13 protein-coding genes are annotated in these 17,264 nt (G+C 58.7%); 6 read left to right on the top strand and 7 right to left on the bottom strand.

The genetic code is table 11. The annotated features are described in order from the left end of the window. Positions 1-134 precede the first annotated feature (134 nt). Positions 135-1,757, bottom strand: coding sequence for an acyl-CoA synthetase (locus tag ACZRMS_RS17625; protein WP_463996328.1), 1,623 nt, complete (start codon positions 1,755-1,757; stop codon positions 135-137). A gap of 178 nt (positions 1,758-1,935) precedes the next feature. On the opposite strand from ACZRMS_RS17625, the gene ACZRMS_RS17620 reads away from it, so the two are divergent. Together ACZRMS_RS17620 and ACZRMS_RS17615 are read left to right on the top strand one after the other, a co-directional pair. Next, a complete protein-coding gene (locus ACZRMS_RS17620; RefSeq protein WP_463996327.1) occupies positions 1,936-3,738 on the top strand; it encodes a PAS domain-containing sensor histidine kinase in 1,803 nt (600 codons plus the stop codon). 2 nt (positions 3,739-3,740) lie between these two features. Continuing rightward, positions 3,741-4,364: a response regulator transcription factor gene (locus ACZRMS_RS17615; protein ID WP_463996326.1), complete on the top strand. Its 624-nt coding sequence runs from the start codon at positions 3,741-3,743 to the stop codon at positions 4,362-4,364. Here the strand turns inward: ACZRMS_RS17615 and ACZRMS_RS17610 are convergent. After that, on the bottom strand, positions 4,351-5,754 hold the full coding sequence (locus ACZRMS_RS17610; RefSeq protein WP_463996325.1) for an aminotransferase-like domain-containing protein: 1,404 nt from the start codon (positions 5,752-5,754) through the stop codon (positions 4,351-4,353). The two genes, ACZRMS_RS17615 and ACZRMS_RS17610, sit on opposite strands and share 14 nt — an antisense overlap. Before the next feature lie 147 nt (positions 5,755-5,901). Between ACZRMS_RS17610 and ACZRMS_RS17605 the strand changes: the two genes are divergently transcribed. Beyond that, positions 5,902-6,537 carry a LysE family translocator gene (locus tag ACZRMS_RS17605; RefSeq protein ID WP_463996324.1) on the top strand — a complete coding sequence of 212 codons (636 nt, stop codon included), beginning with the start codon at positions 5,902-5,904 and terminating at the stop codon, positions 6,535-6,537. Positions 6,538-6,654: 117 nt separating this feature from the next. Continuing rightward, positions 6,655-7,572, top strand: a complete 918-nt coding sequence (locus tag ACZRMS_RS17600) for a site-specific integrase (protein WP_463996415.1) — start codon at positions 6,655-6,657, stop codon at positions 7,570-7,572. A gap of 136 nt (positions 7,573-7,708) precedes the next feature. Here ACZRMS_RS17600 and ACZRMS_RS17595 read toward each other — a convergent pair whose 3' ends face one another. Further along, complete coding sequence (locus ACZRMS_RS17595) at positions 7,709-8,797, bottom strand: polyamine ABC transporter substrate-binding protein (protein ID WP_463996323.1); 1,089 nt, start codon at positions 8,795-8,797, stop codon at positions 7,709-7,711. A gap of 48 nt (positions 8,798-8,845) precedes the next feature. Continuing rightward, positions 8,846-10,147 (bottom strand): NAD(P)/FAD-dependent oxidoreductase, encoded by a 1,302-nt coding sequence (locus tag ACZRMS_RS17590; protein WP_463996322.1) that lies wholly within the window; start codon positions 10,145-10,147, stop codon positions 8,846-8,848. A gap of 151 nt (positions 10,148-10,298) precedes the next feature. Here ACZRMS_RS17590 and ACZRMS_RS17585 point away from each other — a divergent pair, with 151 nt between their 5' ends. Both ACZRMS_RS17585 and ACZRMS_RS17580 read left to right on the top strand, forming a co-directional pair. Further along, positions 10,299-11,171 (top strand): LysR substrate-binding domain-containing protein, encoded by an 873-nt coding sequence (locus tag ACZRMS_RS17585; protein WP_463996321.1) that lies wholly within the window; start codon positions 10,299-10,301, stop codon positions 11,169-11,171. Positions 11,172-11,461: 290 nt separating this feature from the next. Continuing rightward, positions 11,462-13,009 carry a TerC family protein gene (locus ACZRMS_RS17580; RefSeq protein WP_463996320.1) on the top strand — a complete coding sequence of 516 codons (1,548 nt, stop codon included), beginning with the start codon at positions 11,462-11,464 and terminating at the stop codon, positions 13,007-13,009. Positions 13,010-13,076: 67 nt separating this feature from the next. On the opposite strand, the gene ACZRMS_RS17575 is transcribed toward ACZRMS_RS17580, so the two are convergent. The 3 genes from ACZRMS_RS17575 to ACZRMS_RS17565 all read right to left on the bottom strand — a co-directional run. Then, positions 13,077-15,494 (bottom strand): glucose/quinate/shikimate family membrane-bound PQQ-dependent dehydrogenase, encoded by a 2,418-nt coding sequence (locus ACZRMS_RS17575; RefSeq protein ID WP_463996319.1) that lies wholly within the window; start codon positions 15,492-15,494, stop codon positions 13,077-13,079. Positions 15,495-16,036: 542 nt separating this feature from the next. Beyond that, complete coding sequence (locus tag ACZRMS_RS17570; protein ID WP_463996318.1) at positions 16,037-16,912, bottom strand: DUF4238 domain-containing protein; 876 nt, start codon at positions 16,910-16,912, stop codon at positions 16,037-16,039. 146 nt (positions 16,913-17,058) lie between these two features. After that, positions 17,059-17,264, bottom strand: a 206-nt coding sequence (locus ACZRMS_RS17565) for a hypothetical protein (protein WP_463996317.1), incomplete at its 5' end; no start/stop codon positions are given.

Raw genomic sequence — 17,264 nt, 5'->3', positions numbered from 1 at the left:
AAGTCTCTTATTCTGGCAAAAGATTCCCTGTGGGAGCGGGCTTGCTCGCGATTGGGTCAACACGGTTAGTCTGGATAACCGTGGCGATACCATCGCGAGCAAGCCCGCTCCCACCGTTGATTCAGGTGGCGCGATTACAGCGCTTTGGCCATGTCGCGCAGCACGTACTTCTGGACCTTGCCCGTCGAGGTCTTGGGCAACAGGGTGAAAACCACGGTTCGCGGGACCTTGAAGCCGGCCAGGTGTTCGCGGCAAAAGGCGATGATTTCCACTTCGCGCACCTGCTGGTGATCGGCCTTGAGGGTAATGAACGCACAGGGGGTTTCGCCCCATTTCTCGTCCGGGCGGGCAACCACTGCGGCCTCCATGACGCCGGGGTGGCGATAGAGCACGCCTTCAACCTCAATGGTGGAGATGTTCTCGCCACCGGAAATGATGATGTCCTTGAGGCGGTCGCGAATCTCTACGTAGCCGTCCGGGTGGCACACAGCCAGGTCGCCGGTATGGAACCAGCCACCCTCGAAGGCTTCGGCCGTGGCGCTGGGGTTCTTCAGGTAGCCCTTCATCACCGTGTTGCCGCGCATGAAAATCTCGCCCATGGTTTCACCGTCACGGGGAGTGGGGATCATGGTTTTCGGGTCGGCCACCATCACGCCTTCCAGCGTGGGGTAGCGCACGCCCTGACGGGATTTGATCTGTGCCCGCTCGGCCAGAGGCTGCTTGTCCCACTTGTCATGCCAGGCACAGATGGTCACCGGGCCATACACCTCGGTGAGGCCATACACGTGGGTCACCTTGATGCCCATTTCCTCAACGGCGCCAATCACTTTGGCCGGTGGCGCGGCGCCGGCGACCATCGCATGCACCGGGTGGTCGATGGCAGCCTTGGCCGATTCGGGCATGTTGACCAGCGCGTTGAGCACAATCGGAGCGCCGCACATGTGGGTGACCTGATGCTCGCGGATCAGGTTAAGGATCTTTTGCGGGTCAACCCGGCGCAGGAACACATGCACGCCGGCCAGGGCGGTGATGATCCACGGGTAGCACCAGCCGTTGCAGTGAAACATCGGCAGGGTCCACAGGTATACCGGATGGTTGCCGATGGCCCAGACCATCTGGTTGCCCAGTGAATTGAGGTAGGCACCGCGATGGTGGTACACCACGCCCTTGGGGTTGCCCGTGGTGCCAGAGGTGTAGTTGAGCGCAATGGCCTGCCATTCATCTGCTGGCCACTGCCAGTCGTACCCGGGGTCGCCTTCGGCCAGCACCGCTTCATAATCCAGCGCGCTGACCGGCTGGCCTTCACCGTACTCCGGGTCATCGACATCGATGATCAGCGGCGGATGGTCAAGCATGGCGACAGCGGCATGGATCACGTCATGGAATTCACGGTCGGCAATCAACACCTTGGCTTCACCGTGGGCGAGCATGAAGGCGATGGCTTCGGCGTCCAGGCGTACGTTGAGGGCATTGAGCACTGCGCCGATCATGGGTACGGCGAAATGCGCTTCGAGCATGGCCGGGATATTGGGCAGCATCACCGCCACGGTATCGCCCTTGCCAATCCCGCGCCCGGCCAGGGCACAGGCCAGGCGGCGACAACGGCTGTAGGTCTGCGCCCAGGTACGGCGGATCGAGCCGTGAATCACGGCAGGGTAATCGGGGTAGACGCTGGCGGTGCGTTCGATGAAGCTCAGGGGAGACAGGGCAATATGGTTTACGGCAGACGGCTCAAGGCCGTGCTCAAAAATCGACATGAGGGTCATTCCGGTGGCTGATTGTTAGCTCTATGGCTGCCCGTTCTGCCAGTGGCGATCGGGTCAGTTTGATGTCCGGTCTGACTTATAGCCCACTCCGGGTTTGATGTGGAAGTAATACCTAAGCACTATAGTAGTTGTACTATATTAAATACCTTGCCCCGACGCAGGATGCACCATGCCGATTGCCTTGATGACGTATGACCCCCAACCTTCTGTGGTGCTCGACGCAGACGGGCTGGCGCTGACGGTGAACCGGGCGTTGACCGTTTTGCTGGCGGGCAAGCCGCTGAGTCACGTCAGCAGCTTGCTGCCGAATAATATTCGCGAACTGATCCGTGCCTGCCTGCAACAGGGCAGGGCCATTGAGCAGGTAGAGGCGCAATGCAACGAGCAGGTCTGGCTGTGGACGCTGATCCCTGACCCCGACAGCCAATGCGTTGTGGCACGCGGACGTGAAGCGAGCACGGAATTGCTGGCGGGGCGTGAAGCGGCCAGGGCCCGGCGCCTGTACCGGCTGATTACCGAAAACACCACAGACCTGATCTCCCGGCACACCCCTGACGGGCGCTTTCTGGATGCGTCCCCGGCGTCCTGGACCTTGCTCGGCTATTGGCCCGAAACCCTGCGCGGCACATTGGCCCAGCGCCTGTTCCATGCCCACGACCTGGGGCAGGTGGTGCGCCAGGCCCGCGATGCGCTGGCGCTGGACGGTTATCACACCATGACGTATCGCATTCGCCATCAAGCGGGGCATTACCTGTGGTTTGAAACTGCCAGCCGGGCAATACGTGAAACCTATACCGGGGCCGTGGTGGAAGTGGTCAGCGTGTCGCGGGATATAACCGCGCGCATTCAGGCCGAAGAAAACAAGCGGCGACTGGCCGATGTGGTAGAAGCCAACCCCGACCCGGTGTTGTTTATTGATCCGGCAGGCGGGGTGTCTTACCTCAACCCGGCCGCTCGCCGCATCCTCGGCTTGGAGCCTGCACAGAGCATGCCTGCGCTGACCGCGTTTTTGCCCGCCCAGGCCCTGGCGACGCTGGAATCCAGCGGCTGGAGCAGTGCCGAGCAGCATGGCTTGTGGAGCAGTGAAACCCGTTTGTTGCCATTGAACGGCGAACCTTCGGTACCGGTGTCGCTGCTGTTGCTGGCCCATCGTTCAACGGCCGGCGAGCGGTTCTTCTCGCTGGTCGCCCGGGACATGCGCGAACGGGAATTGCGTGAAGCCCAGCAGCGTCATCATCAGGACGAGATGGCCCACACGGCGCGGCTGATCACCCTGGGGGAGCTGGCGTCCGGCATTGCCCACGAAATCAATCAGCCGCTGGCGGCGGTGGTCAATTACGCCAACGCCAGCCAGCGTTACCTGCAAACCCTGGACACTAACCCCGAGGCTGTAGAGCGGGTGGCCCGGGGGCTGGAACGGATCAACCTGCATGCCAACCATGCCGCTGAAGTGATCAAGCGGCTGCGGGGTTTTTTGCGCAAGGGCCGACGCAACCTGCAGGCGCTGGATGTCAGCGAGGTGGTGCGTCAGGCCGTGAGCCTGTGTGCCTGGGAAGCCCGTGAGCGCAACGTGAGCATCGAGCAGCAATTACCGGACAAGCTGGCGCCGGTGTATGCCGACCGGGTGCTGCTGGAGCAGGTGTTGCTCAATTTGTTGCGCAATGCCATAGACGCCAATACCGAACAACACCCGGGCCAGCCCTCACGAATTACCTTGCAGGCGCAAGCACTGGCCGGGGTGTTGCACATCAGCGTGCAGGATCAGGGGCCGGGCGTGAGTGCCGGGCAACTTGAACAGCTGTTTACGCCGTTTTACACCAGCAAGGTGGATGGCCTGGGGCTGGGCTTGTCGATGAGCCGCAGCATCATCGAAGGTTTTGGCGGTGAACTGGACGCCCGGCCACGGCCCGAAGGTTTAATGATGTGCTGCACATTGCCCCTGATGGCGTCACTCAAACCAACAAGAGAATAAACATGAAAACTGTGGTGTACGTGGTGGATGACGATCAGGGCATGCTTGATTCGACGGTCTGGTTGCTGGAATCCGTAGGCCTGAATGCGCTGGCGTTTACCAGTGGCCAGGCCTTTCTGGATGCCTGCGACCCTGCGCTCAGCGCCTGCGTGGTACTGGATGTGCGCATGCCGGCCATGGGAGGTCTCAACGTGCAACAGGCGTTGCAAGAACGCGGCATCAAGATGCCGGTGATTTTTGTCAGCGGTCATGCCGATGTGCCTATTGTGGTACGTGCATTCAAGGCGGGCGCCCATGACTTTATCGAGAAGCCCTATAACCAGCAGCTGCTGCTCGACAGCGTGCAACAGGCACTGAGTGGCGGTAACACGCAGCAAACCGCCAGCCAGGAGCAGACCCGACTCGACGCTCGCCTGCAGAGCCTGACGCCCCGTGAGCGGGATGTATTCCTGCCCCTGGTCAAGGGCTACACCACCCGGGAAATTGCCGAGCAGTTGGCGGTGAGCCCCAAAACCATCGACCTGTATCGCTCCCGGGTAATGAAGCGGATGCAGGCGCAGCACTTGCCGGACCTGGTGGGCATGGCCATCGCGGCCGGGCTGGTGGACCCGCTCAAATTGCGTTAGCCAGCAACGCCTCGAAGGCAGCCATGACCGCGGGTGTGTCGGTATGGGCCACGTTGAAGCGCATGCTGCGGCGCAACTCGGGATCAAAACCGAACAGCACTCCCGGCGCGAGCACCAGGTCACGGGCAAGCGCCTGCTGTGCCAGGGTTTCGGCATCCAGCCCGGCAGGCAGGGTGGCCCAGATAAACATGCCGCCCGCCCAGGGCACGCTCAACGTGAAGCCCAGCCCCTGCAGCCACCCGGCCACCCGCGCACCACTGGCCAGAAGGCCTTGCACCACGCGCTTTAGGTGTTTGTGATAGGTGCCGTCGTTGAGCATCGAACACACCACCTGCTCGAGCATCTCCGAGGTGATCCCGCCACACATCAGCTTCATCTGGGTCAGCTCGGCCGCCATCTGCGGCGAGGCCACCACAAAGCTCACCCGCAGGTTGGCACTGAGGGTCTTGGAGAAACCGCTCAGGTAGGTCACTTGTTCTACACCCGCCAGCGCTACCAGACGCGGGGGCGGTTCGGGGTGCAGGTCACCGTAGAGATCGTCTTCGATAATCGAGCACTCATAACGCTTGGCCAGTTCCAGCAGCCCGTATGCCTGGCTCGGTGTAAAAGAATGGCCGGTCGGGTTATGCAACAGGCCGGTGGTCAGGTACAGCGTCGGCCGGTGCTGGATGAACAGGCTCTCAAGTGCGTGCAGGTCAAGCCCTTGGGCGGTGCGCTCGAGGGTCACGACGCGCACGCCGTGCAAGGCCAGGTTGGCGTGGAAGTTGAAATAGCACGGCATGTCCAGCAGCACCGTATCGCCGGGGCGCACCCGCAGGCGCAGCAGCATGTCCAGTGCCTGCACGGTATTGGCCGTCGTAATGATCTGCTCGATGCCGACATCCATGCCCTGGCTCAACAGCTTCTGCTGCAATGCCAGCCGCAATGGCAGAAAGCCCGCAGGATCGCCATAACCGGTCAGGCGCAAGGCCGGGGAGCGACTGAGCTGGCGCACGTTGGCGCGAATGGCGCTGGACTCCAGCCAGCTTTCAGGCAAATGCCCGCTCCCGGGACGCAAGGCACCGCTGGCGCCGGTCAGCGAACGGCGCAATACACTGCTCAAATCCTGCGGTAACAGGTCAAGTCCCATGGCGCGTCTGGCGGGGGGTGTTTTAGTCGCAACAAAGTAGCCCAGCCCCTGACTGGAGGTAATCCGGCCTTGCCCGCGCAAGCGATCCAGCGCCTCAATCAGGGTGAACTTGCTGACGCCCCAGTGTTGGGTCATGACCCGGGCAGAGGGTAATTTACTGCCGGGGCTGAACACCCCCTGGTCGATGGCCAGGCCCAGAGCATCGACAATTTGCTGGACCTTGGGTATGCCGGGTTGGAACGAAACGGTAGGTAGGTGCATGCAAGGCCTCGTACTTTACCGGTCATGCTACCAGTAAAGGTCGGTAAAGTTTGCAGGGGGTTCATCTGCCCATCCAGACGCCTCCTGCCTAGACTGGCGCGTCGCTCGTACAGGTTCGAGCGCTGATTCCGGGATGTAATGATCGCAATGGCCACACAACTGACACTCGTTTCCTTTTCTTATTTTCTTATCTTCTGCGCCACCATGACCTTCAGCCCCGGGCCGATGACCCTGCTGCTGATGGGCTTTGGCATGCAGGAGGGCTTGAAGCGCTCCATGCCGGTGCAACTGGGCGCCAGTGCGGCGTATCTGGTGTCGATTCTGATTTTTGCCGTGGGGTTTGCCGAGCTGATCAAGGGCAATCCGTTGATCAGTCGCGCGCTCCAGTATGTCGGCGTGGCCTATCTGCTGTATCTGGCGTACCGCCAATGGAACAGCAACGGGCTGGCGCTGGATCGCACTACAACCCTGGACCGCGGTTTCAAGGGGCGTTTCGGCAAGGGCCTGCTCACCGGTTTTTCCAACCCGAAGACCATCGTCATGTTCAGTGCCGTGTTCCCGCAGTTCGCCGGGCAGGGCAGTGCTACCCGGGCGCAGGACCTGGTGGTGCTGGGGCTGGCCTTTTTGCTGTTGCAGTTCGCCAGCGGCTGCCTGTATTGCTACTTCGGTCAGCGCATTCGCCGGGTGCTGCAAAGTCCGTCCCGCCAGGTGCTGCTGCAACGGGCCACGGCGCTGATGCTGCTGGGTGTGGCCCTGATGCTGGCGCGGGGGTTTGAACGCTAGGCAATTCGCTATAAGTGCACGGGAAAAACATGACTATGGGTTATATTACGGTGTGTTTCAGCCCGTACGAGATTGGTTTTGTCGACTATTGACCCTGCAGTAACGCTGGTTTCAGCCATTGAGTTAAATCAGGTTCAAGCCCCTGTGGCGCTTTACCTTCAGCGCCTTGCGCCGTCCAGCCGCCAGACCATGCGTTATGTCTTGCAGGACGCGGCAGATCGCCTGGGGGTTGAAGATGTCGCGATCGATCAATTCCCCTGGCATCACTTGCAACCCGGGCATATCACGGCGCTGGTGGCTGCGTTGCGCGAGGACGGTTATGCGCCCAATACCTCGTCGTTGTACGTCAACGCCATTCGCGGGGTGATGAACCAGGCCTGGCAGCAAAACCTGATCACCCAGGATCATTTGCTCAAGGTGCGCGCGGTCAAGGCCGGCGGGGGATCACGCCTGATCAAGGGGCGCAACCTGCGACGGAACCTGATTCGCGAATTGATGGATGTCTGTGGGGCAGACCCGCGGCCACAAGGGCTCAGGGATGCGGCGATCATTGCGATTCTGTATGGCTCCGGGATGCGCAAGTCCGAGTCGGTGAACATGGATCTTTGCCAGGTCGATGTCGAACAGCGCAGCTTGCAGGTGCTGGGCAAGGGCAATAAGGAACTGATCAAATTCGCCCCGGCCTGGGCCTTTGAAAAGCTTGAAGCGTGGCTGGCGTTTCGCCGGGCGAACCTGCCCGAGGGCGTCGCTGATGACGAGTTCCTGTTTAACCGTATCCGTCGCGGCAACCACATCACCCGCGAACGCATTACCAAACATGCGATCTACTACATCGCCAAGCAGCGGGGCAGGCAGGTAGGGGTCGACATCATGCCCCACGACTTTCGGCGATCGTTCATCACCCGCGTGATTGAAGAGTACGACGTGTCCATCGCACAAAAACTGGCCCACCACGCCAACATTGCTACCACCGTCAGTTACGACGTGCGTGATGACAATGAGCGGCGCAATGTGACAGACCGGTTCTTGTTGTAAGCGTTCAGTAACTCACGGCAATACCTGTGGGAGCCGGGCTTGCCCGCGATGGCGTCACTGCGGTCTGCATGTTGCTCCGAGTCGTACGCATCGCAGGCAAGCCTGCTCCCACAGGGACCGGGCCCAACCTGGTTGATCAGGTATTGGTTTTAAGCTTGGTCCACAAGCGGGTGCTCAGGCGTGCGATTTTTGCGGGCAGGTCTTCTACGGTGAACAAGGTATCCACCACCTCTTTTGACGGATAAATCGCCGGGTCCTGCTTCACGTCCGGCGACAGGTCGGCGTGCGCCGCAAGGTTGGGGTTGGCGTAGTGGATATGGTTGCTGATATTGGCGATCACTTGCGGGGTCAGCAGGTAGTTCATGTAGGTGTAGGCGTTCTTTTCATGGGGCGCGCCTTTTGGCATGACCACCATGTCGAGCCACAGCGTCGAGCCTTCCTTGGGGATCGAGTACGCGATAGTGATCCCGTTTTTGGCTTCCCTGGCGCTGGCCGCTGCCTGCACGACGTCGCCGTTAAAACCGATCACCGCACAGATATTGCCGTTGGCCAGATCACTGATGTACTTGGACGCGTGGAAGTACTGAACATAGGGGCGGATTTTTAACAGCGCCTGTTCGGCTTTCTTGTAGTCTTCCGGTTCGTGGCTATGGTGTGGCAAGCCCAGGTAATTAAGGGTGATCGGCAGTACCTGGGTCGGGTTGTCGATGATCGCCACACCGCACTGGCTGAGCTTTTTGATGTTTTGCTCATCAAAAAACAGGCTCCATGACCGGGTGACATCAGTGGTGCCAAAGATCGCCTTGATCTTCTCTACGTTGTAACCAATCCCCGCCGTGCCCCACGTGTAGGGGTAGCCATACTGGTTGCCCGGGTCGTTCACTTCCAGTTTCTTCATCAGTACCGGGTCGAGGTTTTTCCAGTTCGGTAACTGGCTGCGGTCCAGCTTCTGGATGGCGCCGGCCTTGATCAGTCGGGACAGGAAGTGGTTCGAAGGGCTGACCACGTCATAACCGGTATTGCCGGTCATCAACTTGGACTCCAGCACTTCGTTGCTGTCATGGATGTCGTAGGTGGCCTTGATCCCCGTTTCTTTGGTGAACGTGGTCAGGGTGTCGTCGGCAATATAGCCGTTCCAGTTGGAGATATTGACGCTCTCGTCCCCGTGGCTGACGGTGGAAAACGCTGCGAGCATGACCGCAAGGGAAACCGTGTTGATGTGCATGTCCAATCACCTTTTAAGGAGCTTTTATTCTTGGCTGGCAAGGGGGTTTCAGATTTCGGTTTTGGCCCTGACGGCCTCTACGCGCATTCGCAGCACGGCGCCGATATCGAAGAACGGGCGGGGCGGGAGCCAGCCCGGCCGGGCCCGGTCCATGACCGACTGCAACAGCGCAGAGCTGGCGCCGGATGCCAGTTCGGCAAGCAGGCGGCCCCACAGGGTGCCGCGGGCAACACCGGAGCCATTGCACCCGGCCACGGCATAAATCCCGTCTTCGACTTTGGCAAAGTAAGGCTGACCACTGCGGCTGGCGCTCAGATGCCCGGTCCAGGTGTAGTGAATGTCTTGTTCGCCCAGCCCGGGGAAACGCCGCTGCAAACCCAGTACATGGTGTTTCCGCCGCTGCAACAGATCACGGGTGGATAAATCCCGGGTACGGTATTGCGCCGTGTTGCGGATCATCACCCGGCGATCAGGTGTCAGGCGCACCGTGGCGCCCAGCGGACGGGTCGACAGCACGCCCCAGGGTTCGACACTGCCGATGGCCTGGTATTCCTTGTCGGTCAGCGGACGGGTCAGGCTGGCGCTGAGTTCCATGGGGAAGGTCGCGCTGTTGGTGATCCCGGCACGGGGAATGAAGGCATTCAGGCAGACCAGCACTTGCCTGGCCTCAATGCTGCCCTGGGTGCCGCGAGCCCGCACAAGCCCGCCACTCAAGCGTTCCAGTGCGGTGATGTCGGTGTTTTCAAAGAGTGTGACATTGGCCGGCAATGCATCCAGGAGGCCCTTCACGTATTTCGCAGGCTGCAGCAACGCGTTGCCATTGCCGCACCAGATCGCGGCCTGGTAATGCCCGGTGCCGAGTTTTTGTGCCAGTTGCGCGCCTTCCAGAAACTGCGCGGATGCGCCCACGGCACTCAGGGTTTGGAGTTTGGCCTCGACATGGGTCAGCTTGCCTGGATCGTTTACCGCAAAGTAGTAACCCGAATCCCGGTACTCGCAATCAATGTTGTGGCGGGCAATCCGCATGCGCACCTCATCGCCGGCCGCCTGGCCAATCGATGAGTCCACGGCAAAGCCGGCAAACCCGCCGGTGCCGATCAGCTCGCCGTCACCCGGGTTTTCGTGGGCCACGGCGTACCCTGAATTGCGCGCAGAAGCCCCTTGTGCTGCGCGCTGGCGGTCGACGACAACAATGCGCGCTTCGGGGTGCAGCTGCGCCAGTGAATGGGCTGCACTCAGCCCGGTGATACCGCCGCCGATGATCAGCCAGTCGGCTTTTTCGGGACCTTTGAGGTGATCACGGCCGGGGGAACTTCCTGCCAGGGCAATCCAGCCACATTCATTCTTCACGTTTCACCTCGCTTGACGGTCGTGGTGCCGGTACCCAATACATGCACTAATCGCATGACTGCTATCGAGCTGCACTCTCTATAGCTGGAATTTATGCCGGGCGGGGTGATATAACCAACGTTATAAATTCATTGATTGATGCTAAAAACGCATGGATAAAGTTCGCCACGTACCATCACTTCAAGGCTTGCAGGCGCTGGTAGAGGTTGCTGACTCGGGCAGTTTTACCCATGCGGCGCAAACACTGTGTTTGACCCAAAGTGCAGTCAGTCGAAAGATCCAGCAACTGGAGGCGCACTTCGGCGTCGCCCTGTTCTCCAGAACCAGCCGCAGCGTGCGGATGACCGCAGAAGGCGAGCAGGTGCTCGCCAGTGCCCGCAGCATTCTTGAGCAATTGAAAGCGCTTGAAGACCGGCTTTCGCCGCAACAGCGGCCCTTTCGCATCCGCATGCATGTGTCGCTGGCGGTGCGCTGGTTATTGCCAAAGCTAAGCGACTTTTACCTGCAACACCCGGACATTGCCCTGTCGATAGAGACGGTGGCGACTGAAATTGTCGAACCGGCCAGCGACAGCGACGCCTATATCCTCTATCTGGCCCGGCCTTCCAGCGACCCGGCCTGCATGGCGCTGTTTGACGAAGCACTGGTGCCTGTATGCGCACCGGCCACGGGGCCGCTGACCTCAATGGACGATCTGGTGCGCTTTGCGCTGCTGCATCGCTCGGCCGATCAGCAGGCCTGGATTGATTGGCTGGCAGCCAACGGGGGCAAGCCATTGGCTGCCTACAGGCATATCCCGTTCAACCTTGATGAGTTGGCACTGGACGCCGCTGCCCGTGGCCTGGGGGTGGCTGTCACGGATATGACACTGGCTGCAGAGTCCATTCAGCGTGGCGTGCTGGTGATCCCGTTCGGAGAGCCGCTGAAAACCGGCGGCAACTACTCACTGTGCCTGCAGCCTTCTGCCGCCTCGCATCCGGCGTGTGCGCACGTGTGGCAATGGTTTGCACAACAGGTCGAGTAATGGGCAGCAGCAGGGGAGTAACTTGTTAAATTTTGTAATAAGTCTGCATATAGGAATTGTGTGGAATGGCTGTAGGATTGCATCCCCAATTCACTACAGGTTTATATGAACACCCTCAAGGAACCACCCAGTCGCTGTTATCAGCCGGCCACACCCTCCCGCTTGATCATCGGTATCGAGCGCGCAGCACCTTTCTTCTGCCCTCCGTTTTTCGAAAGCACATCCGTTGCTTCGTTTGCCTGTGCGCGCTCTTCGTTAACCCTGAACCTTCGTGAGATTGACTGATACCTATGGAATGGATTGCAGATCCCACGGCCTGGCTCGGCCTGTTGACCCTGATTGTGCTGGAACTGGTACTGGGCATTGATAACCTGGTGTTTATCGCCATTCTGGCGGACAAGCTGCCGCCTGAGCAGCGCGACCGCGCCCGGGTGATTGGCCTTACGCTGGCACTGGTGATGCGCCTGGGCCTGCTGGCCGGCATCTCGTGGATGGTGACGCTGACTCAGCCGCTGTTTGAAGTCTTCGACAAGTCCTTCTCCGGCCGAGACCTGATCATGCTGTTCGGTGGTTTGTTCCTGCTGTTCAAAGCCACCATGGAGCTGCATGAACGCCTGGAAGGGCACGTGGCCGAACGCTCGTCGACGATGAGTTACGCGATGTTCTGGCCGATCGTGGCGCAGATTGTGGTGCTCGATGCGGTGTTCTCGCTGGACGCGGTGATTACCGCAGTGGGTATGGTTGAACACCTGTCGGTGATGATGATTGCAGTGGTGTTCTCCATTGGCCTGATGATCATTGCCAGCAAGCCGCTGACCAATTTCGTCAACAGCCACCCGACCGTGATCATGCTGTGTCTGGGCTTTTTGATGATGATCGGCTTTAACCTGACTGCAGAGGGCCTGGGTTTCCATATCCCCAAAGGCTACCTGTACGCGGCCATCGGCTTCTCTATTCTGATCGAAGTGTTGAACCAGATTGCCCGTGCGCGACGCAAGAAAAGCGTGCAGGGCATCCGCCCCATGCGTGAACGCACGGCCCATGCCGTGATGCGTTTGCTGGGCGGTCGTACGCTGGGTGCCGATGAGGTGGGGGAGGAGATTGCTGACATGCTGGAAGGCGGCAATGACCAGGAAGTCTTCCATCGCCGCGAGCGCGTCATGATCAGCGGTGTGCTGCAACTGGCGGAGCGTCCGATTCGCACGGTGATGACGCCACGAGCCGAGATCGATCATATCGACCTGGCGGATTCGGCAGACACCATTCGCACAACGCTGATGCACTCTTCGTACTCCCGCTTGCCCTTGATCCGGGACGGGCGTGTTGACGAGCCGCTGGGCTTTGTCCACAAAAAGGAACTGCTCAAAGAGCTGCTGGCCGGTCACGAACCCGATCTGGAAGCCATGGCGCGCAAGGCCGTCAACTTGCTGGACAGCTTCACGATCCTCAATGCGCTGGAGCAGATGCGCAAAGAGTCGACGCACATTGCGTTTGTGGTGAACGAGTTCGGTGATTTTATCGGCCTGTTGACCATGACCGACATTCTGGAATCCATCGCCGGCGAGTTGCCTGATGCCAGCGAGATCGAAGGTCCGAATATCGTTACCCGGGAGGACGGCTACCTGGTGAGCGGTGCCTTGAACCTGAGCCAGATCCGTCAGCACACCGGCTTTGCAGCCAAGGCCACCGATGACTATCAAACACTTGGCGGTATGGTCATGAGCATGCTGGACCGTCTGCCCCTGGTGGGCGACAAGCTGACCTGGGAAGGCTGGAACATGACCGTGGTCGAGGTTGAAGAGCGGCGGGTCACGCGGGTGTTGTTGAGCAAGGCGTAATCTGCGGATAAAAAAAGCCCGCTGTCACCAATAGGTGGCAGCGGGCTTTTTCGGTTCTGGCGTTTTGTTACTGGTCAGGCAGGGCGTAAGCGATCACATAGTCACCGCGATCAACCGACTGGCGTGCACCACCGGCGGTGATGACGATGTACTGCTTGCCGGTTTTGGGGGACACAAAGGTCATTGGGCCACCTTGGCTGCCCACAGGCAGGCGGGCTTTCCAGGCCTCTTCTCCGTTGGCCGAGTTAAAGGCGCGCAGGTAGTAGTCCTGGGTCCCGGCGATAAAGATCAGACCACCTTGAGTGGACAGTGTCCCGCCCAGTGTCGGCATCCCGATTGGCAGCTGCAGGCCCATTTTGATGCCCAGCGGGCCGGTGTCCTGAACGGTGCCAACCGGCACTTGCCAAGCGACTTTCTGCGTTTTCATATCGATAGCCGTCAGCGTGCCGAAAGGCGGCGCCTGGCACGGAATGCCTGCAATCGACAGGAAGCGGTTCTTGTTCACGGCATACGGAGTGCCTTTGAGCGGTACTGCGCCCATGCCGGTGTTCAGTGCTTCACCGCCGGAAGAAGCCTTGGCGTCTTTTTGCTGAGGCACCATCTGGACCCACAACCCCAGACGCATGTCATTGACGAAGATAAAGCCGTGTACCGGGTCCGTCGACATACCGCCCCAGTTCATGCCGCCCAGAGAGCCCGGGAAGCTCAGAGACACATCGGTGCCCGGTGCGGTGTACAAGCCCTCGTAGCGCATTTTTTTGAACGAGATACGGCACAGCATCTGATCGAACGGGGTTGCACCCCACATGTCCGACTCAGTCAGGGTCTGCGCGCCAATCTGCGGCATGCCCACCGATTTTGGCTGAGTAAGCGAGTAGGGCTCGTTCGGGATGTTGGATGCCTTGACCGGTACTTCTTCAACCTTGGTCAGCGGCTTGCCGGTATGGCGGTCCAGTACAAAAATCTGCCCGGCCTTGGTACCGATCACCAGCGCAGGCACCTTGCTGCCGTCCACCGTGGTGAAGTCCATCAGGGTTGGCTGCATCGGCAGGTCAAAGTCCCACAGATCATTGTGGACGGTTTGATACACCCACTTTTCTTCACCGGTGGTGGCGTTGAGAGCCAGCACGGATGCGCCGTACTTGTGGTCCAGTGCCGTGCGATCCACGCCGTAGATGTCGGTGGACGAACTGCCCATCGGCAAAAACACGGTGTTCATCAGCGGGTCATACGACATTGGCGCCCAGCTGTTAGGCGTGCTGCGAACGTAGGTCTGGCCGTCAGCGGGTGCTTGTTTGTCTTGCGGGTTGCCCGGGTCGAATGCCCAGCGCATGGCACCGGTCATTACGTCGAAACCACGGATCACGCCGCCTGGCATGTCGGTTTGCACGTTATCGGCAACACGACCGCCCACCACCACAGTGGTGCCCGCCATCAACGGCGCTGACGACAGTTGGTAGTAAGAGTCCGGGACATTACCCAACCCTGCTTTCAGATCAACCTGGCCATTGGTACCGAAGTCCTGGCAGAACTTGCCGGTGTCCGCGTCCACAGCAATCAGGCGCGCATCAATGGTGTTGGTCAGCAGGCGACGCTGGCACGCAGCGCCGGGAGCAACTGTCACAGCGGCGGCCGGGGTGCTGCCATCGGTTGGCTGGGTGACTGCGGCAGTGGCGTCAAAATAGGCCAGACCACGGCAACGCTGCCAGACGGCCGATTCGGCGTTGATGTTGTTTTTCCACAACTCTTTACCGGTGTCGGCATCCAGAGCGATCAGGTTGTTGTGCGGCGTGCAGATAAACACCTTGTCGCCCACTTGCAGCGGGGTCATCTGATCTTCCGCACCGTTGCCGTTGCTGACAGCGACGTCACCGGTCTGGTAAGTCCAGGCCGGAACCAGCTTGGACACGTTGCTGCGGTTGATCTGGTCCAGCGCAGCAAAGCGGCTGCCGCCTTCATCATTACCGTAATGTGCCCAGTCTTTCTGGGCGTTGGCCGGATCGACCTTGGTCAGGCCCGGGCCATCACCGGTTGGCGCGATCGACGCGTGAGGCTGGAACATCCCCCAGGCACCGGCAACGATGGCTACGGCCAGCACAGCGCTCAGCGCGTAACCCCCGTTACCGCTCAGGCCATTGGCTTTGAGCAGTGTCGGGTAAACCAGCGCCACAACCAGACTCAACACAGCCAGGGCAAACAGACGTGAAACCAGCGGCCAGAACACCAGCCCGGCATCGACCAGGGCCCAGACAATGCTGGCCAGCATGACAGCGGCGAACAGCCAGGCACCCGACAAGCGTTGTTTAAACAGCAGCACGGATGAAACGATCATCCCGAGGCCGGCCAGCAAGAAATACAGACTGCCGCCGAGGGTGGCGAGGTAACCGCCACCGGCGACAAACAGCAATCCAAAGACCAGTACGCCCAGAGCGGCGACCCAGATGGGCCAACGGCTTACCGAGGCCGGAGGTTGAGACTTAATCATGTTGCATGACCCTATAGATGCATGAGCAGTTGGGGAGGAGGGCGCGGCCTTTAGTCGCTGCTTGCAGGACAAGCATAGGCGCAGCCGAAGTTCTGTGCTCATCGAGACCCCATGCAGCTCAGGGCGGCAGGTCGGGAAACGTTCGCAACAGTTATGTACTAAACGGTTAGTTTTGGGACTTTAACAAAAACAGGGCCCTGCGACAAATTGTCAGTGCCAAGTGGTAGGGGGGATTTCACCAGAGAGGAAGGAATGGCGGGCAGGGATGTGGCGCAGACATGAGGCGCAATGTGCCCACGCAGCTGACTGGCAGAGGGCATATGGATTCAACTGTTCGGCATCCGCGGGCAGGAGGCGAATGCCATTTTGTATGGGATATGCTGCTGGCCAGGCTCGGAGGACGCAGGATTGTTCCTGGCCGGCAGGCCTTCTACTAATAACTAAACTAAACAACCATTTAGTATAGTTATAACTGAATCATCTTAAAAAGGCCGATAATAGCAGGATTTAGCTCTCATTCACCCAGTTTTAGTCCACGATAATCACGTCTGGGTGAGCGCCTGAAGAACGCGTGGTAAGTCTGCGCCAGTTAATATAGTGCCCTGGGAGCCCAAAAACTCGAATTCGTTACTATAAGAATAGACTTCTTTAGGCGCATTAAGTATGACTTCGCGATTGAAGACAGCAACAGTTCTTCTATCTAATATTTTTATTTCTTCTTTCCCATCGTAGTTACCTAGAATTGCAATGTTTCGGCTCAAAGGAATAAAAACGGCTACATCCTTTAACGCAAACCCTAATCCGCATTCATCCTCAGTTCTAGACGAGTGCGCTATGAGAGTTACGGGATAATCTGAGGTAATGAACCCGCCGGATTCATCGCTAGCTTGCAGAAAAACCCATTTTCTATCAAATAAGCACTGATAAATATCACTAATAACCTTTAACTCCAGTAGAGAATGCTTAGTTGTATTCATTTCTAGCGCAGCAGCGGCCTCCAGCGATTTCGAGCCTTCCTGACCCAGTGCTGAGATAGTCAGTACCTTGTTGAGAGGCTGAACGTTTTCCTCTAAATCTTTTCTATCGCGTGGATTTCTAGCTGCAAAAAGCGAAAGAAGCAGCAGGACAGCTTTTCGCTCAACGATATTTGAAAAATCACGCAATTCACAAACGTGTCTGAGCGCACGAATACCTGGATTCTCGACCTGTGTCGCATAGTCATTTTCGAGTGCGTATGGGTCTGAATGATCATCTAAGAGAAAAAAATAATCTTCTCCTGCAACATCTCTCACGCTTTCAGGGCCTGCTTCTTTTGTATGGATATTGACGCAATGTACTAAGTCCTTGCTGCCTGATTTCTTTGCGAACATCCTCAAGTATCCAGCTGAAACGTAGTGGTGATATTTAGGTTTGTTCATATCTGACTCATATTTATTGTCGTTCGATTTACCCAAGGTAACTCATGTCGATGACTTTCACCTCTGCGAAAATTCCAGCTGGATGCAGGCACGCATAATCAGTCTTATGACCATGGCATCAGGGTTAACGAACCCACAGTCCAGCGTTAGTTTTCAGTACCTGGTACACGGTTCATGGTTTTGATCCCGAGATGGCCAGAGGTCGATAATGCCTGTCTGCCTGTTGAAAAGCAGCCTCCACTGGCCCTGACGTCCCAATACGAAGGTTCGCATAATATCGATGACGTTATGGTAGCTGTGCCGTCGTGATCGACGAATTTAGCACCGGGATAATAGCGAAGCTCCGGTGCTG

The organism is Pseudomonas sp. B424 (genome assembly GCF_055408345.1).
This window is presented reverse-complemented; position numbering and strand designations above follow the sequence as displayed.

Coding starts and splice junctions, on each gene's coding strand:
- ACZRMS_RS17625 (WP_463996328.1), bottom strand. CDS start 1,757: ATGTCGATTTTTGAGCACGGCCTTGAGCCGTCTGCCGTAAACCATATT.
- ACZRMS_RS17620 (WP_463996327.1), top strand. CDS start 1,936: ATGCCGATTGCCTTGATGACGTATGACCCCCAACCTTCTGTGGTGCTC.
- ACZRMS_RS17615 (WP_463996326.1), top strand. CDS start 3,741: ATGAAAACTGTGGTGTACGTGGTGGATGACGATCAGGGCATGCTTGAT.
- ACZRMS_RS17610 (WP_463996325.1), bottom strand. CDS start 5,754: ATGCACCTACCTACCGTTTCGTTCCAACCCGGCATACCCAAGGTCCAG.
- ACZRMS_RS17605 (WP_463996324.1), top strand. CDS start 5,902: ATGGCCACACAACTGACACTCGTTTCCTTTTCTTATTTTCTTATCTTC.
- ACZRMS_RS17595 (WP_463996323.1), bottom strand. CDS start 8,797: ATGCACATCAACACGGTTTCCCTTGCGGTCATGCTCGCAGCGTTTTCC.
- ACZRMS_RS17585 (WP_463996321.1), top strand. CDS start 10,299: ATGGATAAAGTTCGCCACGTACCATCACTTCAAGGCTTGCAGGCGCTG.
- ACZRMS_RS17580 (WP_463996320.1), top strand. CDS start 11,462: ATGGAATGGATTGCAGATCCCACGGCCTGGCTCGGCCTGTTGACCCTG.
- ACZRMS_RS17575 (WP_463996319.1), bottom strand. CDS start 15,494: ATGATTAAGTCTCAACCTCCGGCCTCGGTAAGCCGTTGGCCCATCTGG.
- ACZRMS_RS17570 (WP_463996318.1), bottom strand. CDS start 16,912: ATGAACAAACCTAAATATCACCACTACGTTTCAGCTGGATACTTGAGG.